This window comes from Amycolatopsis sp. 3B14 (assembly GCF_050958625.1).
Classification (GTDB): Bacteria; Actinomycetota; Actinomycetes; order Mycobacteriales; family Pseudonocardiaceae; genus Amycolatopsis_E; species Amycolatopsis_E thermoflava.
The window spans coordinates 1-12,206 of sequence record NZ_JBHZEN010000003.1 but is presented as its reverse complement, the minus strand read 5'-3'; the positions used below and the strand labels follow the sequence as shown (position 1 = coordinate 12,206).

The window sequence follows — 12,206 nt, the reverse complement described above, 5'->3', positions numbered from 1 at the left end:
CGGGGATCGGCCCGGGACAAAGGAGTCATCCCGGCGACGAGTGCCTCGCTCTAGACTGAACGAGCGAACTCGTGACGGAAACGAACCACCGTTGCACTTTCGGTGTACTTGCCGGGCCACGATGTGGTTACCCTGATCGTGTGGCCGCCGGGACGAACTCTCCGGGAGCCGCGACCGCCCACCAGTGGACGGGGCGGGAGGCGCGGCTGCTGCGGCACGCCCTCCGCCTGTCCGTGCGGGGGTTCGCGGCCTACCTCGGCGTCGCGGCGCGCACCGTCGCCAAGTGGGAGAGCGGCGGGACCGCCACGGTGCCGCGGCCGGACACGCAGGCGATCCTCGACACCGCGCTGGCCAGGGCCGACGACGGCGCCCGCACCCGGTTCGAAGTGCTGGTGACCGAGGCGCGCGAATCGGACCGCAGGCCGGATCCGGCCCCCCGCTACGACTACGAGGCCTGGACCGACGACCTGGACCGCACGGTGGCGTGCCTGGGACGCCAGGAGTTCCGGCTCGCGCACACGCTACTGGACCGGTGGCTGGGCCGCTTCGAGCCGAACAGCTCGGACCGGCAGGGCATGTACCTCTACGGCCGGTCGCTGCGGCTACTCGGCGAGGTGCGGCAGGACCAGGGCGCACTGCGCGGGCCGCTGTCGGCCGAGCACGTCTACCGGCAGGCGCTGCGGGTGTTCACCGAGCTGGAGTCGCCGCGCCGGGTGGCCCAGCTGGAACTGCAGCTGGTCGTGATCGACGAGATGTCCGGCCGGCTGGAGTCGGCCGCGGCCCGCTACCAGAGCCTGACCGACGACGAGCGGCTCAGCCCGCACGACCGGACGCGCGCGCGGCTGTGGGTGGGCACGGCGCTGAGCAAGCGGGGTCTGCACGAGACGGCGACCGACCACATCGTGCCCGCGATCCGCGAGTTCGAAGCGCTGGAGGAGCCGGCGGACTGGTCGATCGCGCACCAGAAACTGGCGCTGGCCCACCGCGGCGCAGGCGATCTCACCGCCGCGGGCCGGGCCATCGACGTGGCACTGTCCAACCGCGTCGACGACACGCCGCTGCAGCAGGTTCGGCTGGACACCGCGCACGCGCACATCCTGCTCTCCGACACGGCCACCGCGGATTCCGGGCTCGCCATTCTGGAGCGAACCGCGCGCATTTCCACCCGCTACGGGCTCATGCACCAATTGCGCAGCATCGACGGCATTCGCCGCGGTTTCGAGTCCCGGTAAGAAGCCGATGCGGAAAGTGCTGCTCGACCGGGTGTGGGCCGACGCCGAACTGGTCTGGGAGTTCCACCGGCTGCGCCACCGCCCGAAGCCGTGCTCGGCCGCCGTCGCGCTGGGCTGCAACGACCTCGGCGTCGCCGCGCACGCGGCCGAACTGTACCACCGCGGCCTGTTCCCGGTCGTGGTGTTCACCGGTGGCAACAGCCGCGAGACCGCGCGCGCCTTCCCGCGCGGCGAAGGCGTGCACTACCGGGAGCGGGCGCTGGAACTCGGGGTGCCCGACGACGCGATCCTCGTGGAGCCGAACGCGACCAACACCGGCGAGAACATCGCGCTGTCGCGGGAGGTTCTCACCGCCGCGGGGGTCGAGGTGTCGTCGTTGATGCTGGTCTCGATGCCGTACATGGAGCGGCGGGCGTTCGCCACGACGCGGAAGGTGTGGCCGGAGGTGGAACCGGTGTGCGCGTCGGCCCCGGTGTCGCTCACCGAGTACGCGCTGCGGACCAAGCACGGCACGGAACTCATCGACATGATCGTCGGGGATTTCCAGCGCCTGATCGAGTATCCCCGAAAGGGTTTCGCGATTCCGCAGAAAATTCCTCCGATCGTGTATTCGGCGTATCGGCGACTGGTGGCCGCCGGATTCCGCAGCCGCATGCTGTGATTCCATACGGGCCGTGCCCGAGACGCTTTCCTGCGCCGTCCATCAACCGAATCTCTTCCCCCGACTGTCCACACTGGCCAAACTGGCGCGCGCCGACGTGTGGGTCGTGCTCGACGACGTCCAGTTCAACGCCCGCGACTACCAGCACCGCGCCCGCCTCGCCGCGGCCGCCGACCCGGAGGCCCAGCGCTGGCTGACCGTGCCGGTGCACCGGCCGCGCGGCCGGGACAGCCGGATCGGCGAACTGCGCCTCGCCGACCCGTCCGCGACGCACCGCACGATGTCCCGTCTGGTGCGGCAGTACTACGGCCGCTGCGCGCACTGGGCGGAGACCGGCGAGATCGTCGAGGAGGTGCTCGCCGCGCTGGCGCTGAACGAGCACCTGGCGGTCGTGGCCGAGGTGTCGGTGCGCGCCATGCTGCACCGCCTCGGCTGGCGGGGCGACGTGCTGCGCAGCAGCGAGCTGCCCGCGCGCGACGGGCGGTCCGAACGGCTGGCCGACCTGACCGCCGCGGTCGGCGCGAGCACCTACCTGTGCGGGCCGGGCGGCGCGAAGTACCTGTCGGAACGCCCGTTCCTGGAACGGGGGCTCCAGGTGCGCTATCCGCCGCCGCCCCCGCTGAGCCGCGAACCCGGGATGCGCACCGCGAGCGCGCTGTGGGCGTTCGCCGCGCGCGGCACCGCCGGCGTCCGGGACGCGCTCGCGACCGACTGCGTGCCGGCGCGCTGACCCAAGAACCCTTCTACACGAGGTAAAGACCATTCCGGCAACCGGGCCTTCACGGCGGCCCGGTTACCCTCGCCTCCCGTGCGCCCGTCTCGTGCCCTCCCCCGGTTCCTCGCCTTCTGCGCCGTCGCGGGGGTTCTCGTCGCCGGGGTCGTCGCGCCCGTCGCCCTGGGCGCCGGTGTGCTGTCCAACCAGGTCGCCGACGCGGTGGACGGGATTTCCGCGACGCTGGCGAACAGCGAGCAGCCACTGGTGACCACGGTGACCGACCGCGACGGCACGCCGATCGCGACGTTGTTCGACCAGTACCGCCTCCCGGTCACCGCGGACGAGATCGCGCCCGCGATGAAGGCCGCGATCGTGTCGATCGAGGACCGCCGCTTCTACGACGAGGGCGGTGTCGACGTGAAGGGCATGGTGCGCGCGGCGCTGCACGACTCCTCCGGCGGCAGCACGCAGGGCGGGTCGACGATCACCCAGCAGTACGTCAAGAACTACCTCATCAACGTGGTCGACCGGAACGACAGGGCGGCGCAGCTGGCCGACCAGGCCGACACGATCGCCCGCAAGCTGCGCGAAGCCAAGATCGCCGTCCAGCTCGGACAGACGGTGTCCAAGGAGGACATCCTCACCGGCTACCTCGACGTCGTGGAGTTCACCGGCAACGTCTACGGGGTGGGGGCCGCCGCGCACGCCTACTTCGGCACCACGCCGGACAAGCTGACCGTGCCGCAGGCCGCGCTGCTCGCCGGGATGGTGAACAACCCCAACCTCTACAACCCCTACACCCACCCGGACCAGGCACGGCAGCGGCGCAACCTGGTGATCGACGCGATGGTCAGCACGAAGACCCTCACCCCGGCCGACGGCGCCGCGGCGAAGGCCGCGCCGCTCGGCGTGCTGCCGGACGGCCCGGACGTCCCGTCCAGCACCTGCTTCGGCGCGGCGCCGGACGCCGGGTTCTTCTGCCAGTACGCGGAGAGCTACCTCATCCAGGCCGGGTTCACCGCCGACCAGCTGGAGACCGGCGGGTACACGATCCGCACGACGCTGGACCCGGTGGTGAGCCGGATCGCGAAGAACGCCGTGGACGCCAACGTGCCGACCACGCAGGACGGCGTGGCGAACACGTTCGCGGTCGTCCGGCCGGGTCAGGCAGTCCACGAGGTGCTCGCGATGGTCGCCAACCGCGACTACGGCACCGACCCGGCGCGAGGCGAGACGTCGACCAACATCGTGGCGGGCGCGAGCAACGTGTTCGGCGCAGGCTCGTCGTTCAAGATCTTCACCTCGGCCGCGGCGCTGGAGAGCGGGAAGGCGGGCCTGGACACCCCGCTGCCCAACCAGGCCGGGCAGTGCTTCACCCAGCCCGGCGCGAACCGGTACACACAGCCGTACTGCGTGCAGAACGACGGGGTGGGCTACCCGGACCCGATCTCGCTGCGGGACGGACTGGCCACCTCGCCGAACGTCGCCTTCGTCAACCTGGAGCAGCAGGTGGGCATGCCTGCCGTGCTGGACATGGCGCGGCGGCTGGGCCTGCGCAACACGCTGGCGACGAACGACGCGGGCGCGAAGCCCGACCCGTCGTCGGCCAACCCGCAGTACAGCCTGCCGCAGTCGCAGTACTTCCAGGACAAGCTGTCGTTCACGCTCGGCAACAGCCCGGTGAGCCCGCTGGAGATGGCGAACGTGTCGGCGACGCTGATGAGCGGCGGCACGTGGTGCCCGCCGAACCCGGTCCTGTCGGTCACCGACCGGTACGGGCACGACGTGCCGGTGCGGCAGCAGGCGTGCGAGCAGGTGGTGCCGCCGGGGCTGGCGGACTCGCTGCTGAACGGGCTGAGCCAGGACACGGTGTCGGGCACCTCCGCGGCGGCGGCCGCCGCGGCCGGCTGGCACCACGCGGACTTCGGCAAGACCGGCACGACGCAGCAGAGCGAGTCGGTCGCGTTCGTCGGCGGGGTCGACGACTACGCCGTGTCGTCCATGGTCTTCGCCGACGGCCCGCACCCGGCCGAGATCTGCCCCGGCACGCCGGTGCACCTGGGCTCGTGCGGACACGGCGCGTTCGGCGGCACGGTGGCGGCGCCGCCGTACTTCCACGCGATGAGCCAGATCCTGGGCAACCGCCCGGACATCCCGATCCCGCCCGCCGATCCGGCCTACCTGCAGACCCGCTCGTAGCTGTAGTGCCCAGTGAGGTTGTCGACGCGGGTGATGGGTGGTTGGCCCCTGCGGGGGTGTGGGCGCGGTGGTGGTTGTCGATGGCTGGCCCCGATGTCGGCCGGCGCGGTGCGCGTGCGCCCACCCGCTGCCACTCACATCGACATGCACCAGCTCGCCCGGCCCGCCCATCATGGCGAATCGGCTCGCCGGTGGGGTGGTCCAGCCAGGCCGGCGTGGGCATGCCGTGCCGCACCAGGATGCGGTCCACCGGCAAGGCAACCATGCCGAGAACTCCCGCGATCCGCGTGGGACCGAGCCGGCGGTCTTGCCGCAGCCGCAGGACCTCCTGCTCCACCTCGGCAGAAACCCGAGTGGGCGAGGTGTGCGGCCGACTGGTCCGATCGGCCAGCCCGGCCTGGCCCTCTGCGCGGAAGCGGCGTCTTCGCCTTGATCAACCCGACGTGCCGACTCTGCGGAGCCTAGCCACGCACCGGGGCCGTGTCGTAACCTCGCGTGAGTGGGCTTCGCGGAGGAGGCGCCGTCCGGCGGCGGGCTCGAGCCGGGTGAGCTGGTCGCCGGGCAGTACGAGGTCGACAGGTGCTTCGCCCGCGGCGCGTTCGGCTTCGTCTACCTCGCCCGCGACCGCAACCTGCAGGGCAAGCAGGTGGTGCTCAAGGGCCTGACCCGGCCGCACGACACCGCCGCGATCAAGCTGGCCGCCCAGGAGAGCCGCGTGCTCACCGCGCTCGAACACCCCAACATCGTGCGGATCGTCAACGTCGTCACCCACCGCGGACTGCGGTACCTGGTGATGGACCACATCGACGGGCCGTCGCTGCGGAGTGTGCGCGACGCGGGCGGCATGAGGATCGCCGACGCGCTCGCGTGTGCGGTCGACGTGCTGGGCGCGCTGGCCTACCTGCACGGCAAGGGCCTGCTGTACTGCGACATGAAGCCGGACAACGTGATCCGCACGCGGCGGTCGGCGAAGCTGATCGACTTCGGCGCGATCCGCCGCACCGGCGACCGGGAGAGCCCGGTCCTGGGCACCCCGCCGTACCTGGTCGGCCACACCGAGATCCGCGAGCACGGGCTGACCGAGCGGGCCGACATTTACGCCGTCGGCGTCATGCTCGACGAGCTCGTCGAGCATGACGCCGGCGAACCGGGCGCGGAGTCCTTCCGCCGCCTGGTCGCGCGCGCGACCGCGGACTTCGACCGGCGGTTCGCCGACGTGCCGGAGATGCTGAACCAGGTGCGCGGCGTGCTGCGCGAGGTGCGCTGCCTCGCCGACGGCAAGCCGCGGCCCGCCCGCTCGGCGGTGTTCGCCGAATCCGCGGCGCTGCTGGACGACGGGCTCAGCCTGGCCCCGCCGCTGACCGCGTGGACCGGCGACGGCGGCGGCGCATTGGCCGACGGGCGGCCCTCCCCCGCGGACGTGGCGGCCGGCCTGCCCGTGCCGTTCCCCGACCCGGCCGATCCACGGACCCCGCTGCTGCACACAGTGCGGGCGCCGGACCCGCGGCGGCTGCTCACCAAACTCGCGAGCGTCCCGGCATCGGTCGAAGTGGACTTCCACCGGGCCCGCGCGAACCTGGAGGCGGGCGACCTGACCGCGGCCGGGCACTGCCTGCGGTCGGCGGAGCGGCAGCTGGGCTGGCGGGCACACCACGACTGGCGGGCGAGCTGGCACCGCGGGCTCCTCGCACTGGCCGAGGGCCGGGTGGGCGCGGCCGCCGAGCTGTTCGACGACGTCTACCGGTCCGTGCCCGGGGAGCCTGCGCCGAAGCTGGCGCTCGGGTTCTGCACCGAACACCGGTCGCGGCCGGACACCGCGGCCCGGTTCTACGAGGCGGTGTGGGCGTGCGACCGGTCCCACGCCGGCGCCGCGTTCGGGCTCGCGCGCATCCGGTTGCGGGCCGGGGAGCGCGGCGCCGCGGTCGCGATCCTCGACGAGGTGCCGGAGATCTCGCTGCACCGGCACGGCGCCGCCGTCGCCGCGGTGCGGATCCTCGCCGGTCACCTGCCCGGCGGCGGGCGCCCGGCCGCAGCCGACCTCGCCGCGGCCGCGGACCGGCTGCACACCCTCACGCTGGACAGCGAGGAGTCGTGGCTGCGGCTGGCCACCGCGGTGCTGGAGAGCGCTTTCTCGTTCGTGCTCGACCACGGCGACGGGTCGCTACCGCCGGGCCCGGTGCTCGGGGATCCGGTGTCGGAGAAGGGATTGCGGGACCGGCTCGAACGCTCCTACCGGGAGCTGTCCCGCCAGGCCCGCACCGCGGACGAGCACGGCGTGCTGATCGACCGGGCCAACGCCGTGCGGGCGAGGTCCCTGTGGTGAGCACGACCCGGCGCAGGCTGGTTCGGCTGCGGCTGGCGCTGCTGGTGACCACCGCGGCCGTGCTGGTCACCGGGTTCGCCACGGTGCGCGGCGTGCAGTCGGCGGCGGAGACCGTGCGGGACCGGACCGCGCAGGCGGTCGTCGAGGTCGCGGCGGCGAAGTCGGCGCTGATCCGCGCGGACCGGGCGGCGGTGCGCAGCTTCTCCTCCGGCGAGGTGCGCCTCGCCGGGGCGGGCACCGAGTACGCCACGCAGACCGCGCTGGCGAGCCAGAGCCTCGCCCGCGCCGCCGAGCTCAACGAGGCCGGGGACGCGGGCAGCCAGATCCTGCGGCTGGTCGAGGGGCTGCTCGCCGCCTACCGGGCGGCGGTCGCGCAGGCCGACGCGCACTACCGGCAGGGCGGCGGCGAAGTCGTCGGCACGGCCGACCTGTGGGACGCCTCGTCGCAGCTGCTGCGCTCCCCCGACGGCGTGCTGAATCAGCTCGACGACCTGCGGTCGGTGCAGGAGCAGGCCCTGGCGCGGCAGCTCACGACCGGCTGGCTGCACCCGGCCACGCCCGCGCTGTGGGCGGTGCCGGTCGCGTTGCTGCTCGCGCTGCTCTGCGTCACGCAGCTGTACCTGGGGAAGCGCTTCCAGCGGCTGCTGAACCCGCAGTTGCTGGCGGCGACGCTGCTGCTGCTCGGGTTGTGCGCCAGCATGATGTTCACCCTCGTCGCGGCGCACCGGCTGGCCACCGCGCAGGACCGGCTGACCGGCGTGCTGGCCGGGTGGGACCGGCGGATGGCGCTGACCGACGCCGACGGGCAGGACAAGCTGATCCGGCTGGTCACCGCGCACTGCCGGGCCGGGGACTGCGGCCTGACGGTGGCCGCCGCCGGCCCGGCGCCGACGAGCGTGGCGGGGGCCATCCCGGACGAGGCGACCACCGCGGCGGGCACCCGGGACGTCAACGACCGGCTGGACGCGGCCGCGGCGAGCAACCAGCTGCCGCTGGTGGTGCCCGCGGTGACGCTGGCGATCGCCGTGCTCGCCGGGTGGGGCCTGCACGCCCGGCTCGACGAATACCGGTTCCGCTCATGAGGGGCGTGGTGGGGGTGCTGCTCCTGGTCGCCGCGTGCCTGACCGGCTGCGGCGCCGGCGCGGGCACGCGCACGATCACCGTGCTCGCGTCGTGGACCGGCGCCGAGGGCGTGGCGTTCGAGCAGGTGCTGGCCGGGTTCACCGCGCAGACCGGGATCCGGGTGCGGTACCAGGGCACCCGCGCGGTGTCGCAGGTGCTCGCCTCGGACGTGCAGAACGGCAACCCGCCGGACGTCGCGGTCGTGCCGAACCCGGGCGAGCTGGTCACCTATGTGCGCTCGCACAACCTGTACCCGCTGGACGACGTGCTCGGCGCGCCGCCCGCGGAGATCTACGGTCCACAGTGGCTCCAGCTGCAGGTGGCCGGGCAGGCGCACCTGTACGGGATCGCGGTGAAAGTGGACCTGAAGAGCATCGTGTGGTTCAACCCGGCCCTGCACGGCCTGGCGCAGCCGTCCACTTGGGACGAGTTCACCGCGGCGACCGGCGCGGTCCCCTGGTGCCTCGGGCTGAGCGCGCCGCCGGTGTCCGGGTGGCCGGGCACGGACTGGGTCGAGGACGTGCTGCTGCACCAGGCGGGCCCGGACGTGTACCGGCAGTGGGCGGCCGGGCAGCTGGCGTGGACGGTGCCCGCGGTGCGGCGGGCGTGGCAGACGTGGGGCGCGATGATGGCGGGCACCGTCGGGGACAACCCGGGGCGGGTGCTGCTGACCGACTTCGCCGACGCCGGCAAGGGGATGCTGGCGTCGCCGCAGAGCTGCGCGTACGAGCACAACGGGTCGTTCATGCTCGCGCGGTACCCGGACGCCGGGCGCGGCCTGGACTTCGTGGCCGTCCCGCCTGCCGGCCCGGATGTGGCCCCGGGGACCTACGAAGTGTCGGCCGACCTGGCGGGCATGTTCACGGACACGCCGGCGTCGCGGGCGCTGATCCGGTACCTCGCCTCCCCGGCGGCGCAGGAGATCTGGCCGCGGGTCAGCGGCGGGAGCGCGTTCTCCGCCACGCGCTCGATGGACCTGCGGGCCTACGACGGCAACCCGGCGGCCCGCAAGGTCGCCGAGGCGCTCCGCTCGGGCGCCACGCTCTGCTTCGACGCGTCGGACCTGATGCCGGCGACCATGGCGAACGCCTTCTACCGGGCGGCGCTGGAGTACCTCGACGACCCCGGCCGCCTGGACACATTGCTGGAGCAGCTGGACCGCATCCGGCTGGGCGTGCCGCCGCAGGAGTGGCTGTCCGTCCCGTGTGGACGATGAGGGGAGACGTGGTGCGCCGACTGGCGAACCACGAACCGGTGCCGGTGGCGCTCGGGTCGCTGACCGTCCTCAGCGGCCTGATCGACGCGGTCAGCTTCCTGGCCCTGGGCCGGGTCTTCACCGCCAACATGACCGGCAACCTGGTGTTCCTCGGGTTCGCGGCGGCCGGGGAGCCCGGGTTCGACGTCGCGGCGGCGGGGACCGCGCTCGTCGCGTTCGTGGCCGGCGCCGCGGGCGCCGCGCGGCTGGCGTCCTCGATCGCCGCGCCGCACCGGCGTTCCTCGGCGCGCTCGCGGCGGAGGCCGCCCTGACCGCGGTCGCGGCGGCCGGGGCGTTCGCCGCTACCTCGCCGCCGCCGCGCTGGCCCTGGCGATGGGCGTCCGCGACGGCACGGTGAACCGGCTGGCCGTGCCGGACATGACGACGACCGTGCTCACCCGCACGCTGGCCGCCCTCGCCGGCTAGGGCAGCCGCGGCGCCGCCACCCGGCGCGTGGTGTCGGTGGGCGGCCTCGTGGCCGGGGCGTTCCTGGTCCGCCACCTCGGCGCCGGGTGGGTGCTCGTTGTCATCGGCGGGGCGCAGGTCCTCGTCGCCGCCGGGCACCACGCCCACGTGGTGCTGCGCCGGCTAACGCACGAACACGCCGATCCCGTTGGCGACCGCGCGTTCCGCGCCGTCCGACGGGGTGTTGCGCACCGTCGCGGGGGCGCCGCGGCCGGCCGTCACCAGGGTCGTCGACCCGCCACCGTCGAGGTTCACGGCCTCGCTCGCGCCCAGCGACGCCAGCAGCGCGGCGACCTCGCCGACCCCCATCCCGGTGCTGGCTGCGCTGCGGCCGTCGACCGCGAGCAGGTACAGCCTCCGCCCGTCCGCGCTCGCCCCGGCCGCCGTGCGCGGTGCGAGCGAGGCGTCCAGCCCGGGCAGCGCGGCCCCGTCGTCCAGGATGGGGAACCCGCCGACCGCGAACTCGAACGGCGGCACGCCGCGGGCGACGAGCCGGTCGGTCACCAGCACCCAGTCGCCCACCCCGAGCCCGGCCAGCTCGGCCGCGCCGCGCTCGCGGCCGAGCAGCACGACACTGCCGGGCTCGATCGGCCCCGCGCCCGCGCCCGCGGACTCGGCGACCACGACCCCGTGCCGCACCACGACCTCCTCGACCTGCGGGGTGCACGGCGCCGAGCGGCTGGTGTCCGTGCCGCAGGCCGCGCGGGCCCGGGACATCGAGCCCCACTCCGGGGTGTAGACGCCGATGCCGTCCACCGGCAGCGCGTACTGGTTGAGCCCTTCCAGGTCGAACTCGCCCGTCCGGGAGCGCAGCGTGCCCGCGAACTCCAGCCGCGCGGTGCGCAACCGGTGGTCGGCGCCGAAGCCGAACACGTCGCTGGTGGTGACGCCGGACGGCATCGCGGGCCCGAACCGCTGCCCGTCCGGCACGGCGTACTTGAGGTCGTCGCCGTCGGCGATCTCCGGCCCGACCGAGGACCCGGTGGGCGTGATCCCGGCGTGGGTCTCGCTGAGGTTGAAGAAGTCGCCGTTGATCCCCGCGACCGCGTGCTGCGTGGTGACCAGGGCGGAGACGGTGGCCCGCTCGGCCACCGACGCCGGGTGCAGCAGGTCGACGTCCACGCGCGGATCGGTCAGGTCGGCCGTGACGAGGTGCGCGACGACCGGTCCGTGCGCGGTGGACAAGGTCAGGGTCCGGTAGGTGACGCCGCGGGCGAGCGCGGTGTCGGCGGCCGCCGCGGGAGCGGTGACGAGGAGGAGCAGGAGGGCGGCCACCGCCGCCGTGGCGCGCGTGAGCAGGCTCATCCGCGGAGTCGATCACGGCGTGGTGAACGCCGTTCGCCGCCGCGGGGAACGGGGCTCAGACCTTGGTGATCTCCGCGATGAACCCGTCCACGTCGACCAGGGGGCCCTCCGCGCCGAGCGGCACGAGCGCGTGGGTGGAGGCGATGAAGCGGGCCGCGCCCTCGCGGCTGAACTCGACGATCGCGTACCCGTCCGGCGACTCCAGCTCCATCATCAGCTGGTCCGGGCCGGCCGTGACGTCGGGCCGGATCCGCACGTCGCCCTCGCCCGCCGGCCCGTTCAGACCCTCGACGAGCAGGTCGCGCGCGAAGCACCACTCGACCCACCGGCCGCGGTCGGCGCGGAAGGACAGCGTGACGGCGTAGGGGTCGGCGGTGGTGTAGCTCCACCGCGAAAAGACCGGGATGTCGTAGCCGTCCAGGCTGACGAACTGGTGTTCTTCGACCGTTTCGGCGTGCACGATGGGCCTCCTGTCCTCCCGCTGCTCTACGCCAGTAGGACGGAACTGCGCCGCCGTCGTTACGCCGTTTCGCGGAGGAATTTCACGACCCACCCGCTGGAGTGACACGGGCGGGCGGGACGATGGACCGGTGCAGCACGACGACGACCCCGCGGCGGAGACCGGTCCGATCCGCCGCGTCCCCGGGCCGCCCGCTGCCGACCCGGGGCAACGCCGCGCCCGGCGAGCCCGGGGCTACGCCGGCGACGACGCACCAGCCGCAGGCCCCCGCCCCGCCGACGCTCGCCGGGCCGGGCGCCTGGACCTCGGGACCGGGAACGCTGCTCGCCGAAGCCACCACGCCACCGGCCCCGCCGAGGAGAGCCACCCCCGCGGCCGCCACCACCCCGGCGCTTCCCGGCGCGGGCGCGCCGACGGCACCGGAACCCCCCGCACCAGCCCCGAGCCGGACCCCACCGACCTCCCCGCC

At 73.8% G+C, this 12,206-nt stretch carries 10 protein-coding genes and 2 pseudogenes; 8 read left to right on the top strand and 4 right to left on the bottom strand.

Annotated features, from left to right (window positions below):
* Positions 1-140 precede the first annotated feature (140 nt).
* The 4 genes from ACCP09_RS01330 to ACCP09_RS01315 all read left to right on the top strand — a co-directional run bounded on the left by ACCP09_RS01330 (position 141) and on the right by ACCP09_RS01315 (position 4,807).
* Positions 141-1,232: a helix-turn-helix domain-containing protein gene (locus ACCP09_RS01330; protein WP_123682469.1), complete on the top strand. Its 1,092-nt coding sequence runs from the start codon at positions 141-143 to the stop codon at positions 1,230-1,232.
* A 7-nt stretch (positions 1,233-1,239) separates the two neighbouring features.
* The gene (locus tag ACCP09_RS01325; protein ID WP_027930455.1) at positions 1,240-1,893 is read left to right on the top strand and encodes a YdcF family protein; all 654 of its coding nucleotides are present in this window, start codon (positions 1,240-1,242) and stop codon (positions 1,891-1,893) included.
* A gap of 13 nt (positions 1,894-1,906) precedes the next feature.
* Positions 1,907-2,623: a WbqC family protein gene (locus ACCP09_RS01320; RefSeq protein ID WP_084022570.1), complete on the top strand. Its 717-nt coding sequence runs from the start codon at positions 1,907-1,909 to the stop codon at positions 2,621-2,623.
* Positions 2,624-2,701: 78 nt separating this feature from the next.
* The gene (locus tag ACCP09_RS01315) at positions 2,702-4,807 is read left to right on the top strand and encodes a transglycosylase domain-containing protein (protein WP_433742612.1); all 2,106 of its coding nucleotides are present in this window, start codon (positions 2,702-2,704) and stop codon (positions 4,805-4,807) included.
* A 280-nt stretch (positions 4,808-5,087) separates the two neighbouring features.
* Here the strand turns inward: ACCP09_RS01315 and ACCP09_RS01310 are convergent.
* A pseudogene (locus ACCP09_RS01310) lies at positions 5,088-5,225 on the bottom strand (helix-turn-helix domain-containing protein); the annotation flags it as partial.
* A gap of 81 nt (positions 5,226-5,306) precedes the next feature.
* Between ACCP09_RS01310 and ACCP09_RS01305 the strand changes: the two are divergent.
* Genes ACCP09_RS01305 through ACCP09_RS01290 form a run of 4 tightly spaced genes read left to right on the top strand, consistent with a single transcriptional unit; the run spans position 5,307 to position 9,779 of the window.
* The gene (locus ACCP09_RS01305) at positions 5,307-7,130 is read left to right on the top strand and encodes a tetratricopeptide repeat protein (protein WP_433742610.1); all 1,824 of its coding nucleotides are present in this window, start codon (positions 5,307-5,309) and stop codon (positions 7,128-7,130) included.
* The gene (locus tag ACCP09_RS01300; RefSeq protein WP_433742608.1) at positions 7,127-8,212 is read left to right on the top strand and encodes a hypothetical protein; all 1,086 of its coding nucleotides are present in this window, start codon (positions 7,127-7,129) and stop codon (positions 8,210-8,212) included. The genes ACCP09_RS01305 and ACCP09_RS01300 overlap by 4 nt, the downstream gene beginning before the upstream one ends.
* The gene (locus tag ACCP09_RS01295) at positions 8,209-9,468 is read left to right on the top strand and encodes an ABC transporter substrate-binding protein (protein WP_433742606.1); all 1,260 of its coding nucleotides are present in this window, start codon (positions 8,209-8,211) and stop codon (positions 9,466-9,468) included. Before ACCP09_RS01300 ends, ACCP09_RS01295 begins: the two co-directional genes overlap by 4 nt.
* Positions 9,465-9,779, top strand: a complete 315-nt coding sequence (locus tag ACCP09_RS01290; protein WP_433742604.1) for a DUF1275 family protein — start codon at positions 9,465-9,467, stop codon at positions 9,777-9,779. Before ACCP09_RS01295 ends, ACCP09_RS01290 begins: the two co-directional genes overlap by 4 nt.
* A gap of 316 nt (positions 9,780-10,095) precedes the next feature.
* Here ACCP09_RS01290 and ACCP09_RS01285 read toward each other — a convergent pair whose 3' ends face one another.
* The 3 genes and pseudogenes from ACCP09_RS01285 to ACCP09_RS01275 all read right to left on the bottom strand — a co-directional run.
* Positions 10,096-11,277, bottom strand: coding sequence for a phosphodiester glycosidase family protein (locus tag ACCP09_RS01285; RefSeq protein WP_433742602.1), 1,182 nt, complete (start codon positions 11,275-11,277; stop codon positions 10,096-10,098).
* Between the two features lie 55 nt (positions 11,278-11,332).
* A complete protein-coding gene (locus ACCP09_RS01280) occupies positions 11,333-11,737 on the bottom strand; it encodes an SsgA family sporulation/cell division regulator (protein WP_123682476.1) in 405 nt (134 codons plus the stop codon).
* A gap of 82 nt (positions 11,738-11,819) precedes the next feature.
* Positions 11,820-12,206: pseudogene (locus tag ACCP09_RS01275) on the bottom strand (hypothetical protein); the annotation flags it as partial.

Coding starts and splice junctions, on each gene's coding strand:
- ACCP09_RS01325 (WP_027930455.1), top strand. CDS start 1,240: ATGCGGAAAGTGCTGCTCGACCGGGTGTGGGCCGACGCCGAACTGGTC.
- ACCP09_RS01295 (WP_433742606.1), top strand. CDS start 8,209: ATGAGGGGCGTGGTGGGGGTGCTGCTCCTGGTCGCCGCGTGCCTGACC.
- ACCP09_RS01290 (WP_433742604.1), top strand. CDS start 9,465: ATGAGGGGAGACGTGGTGCGCCGACTGGCGAACCACGAACCGGTGCCG.
- ACCP09_RS01285 (WP_433742602.1), bottom strand. CDS start 11,277: ATGAGCCTGCTCACGCGCGCCACGGCGGCGGTGGCCGCCCTCCTGCTC.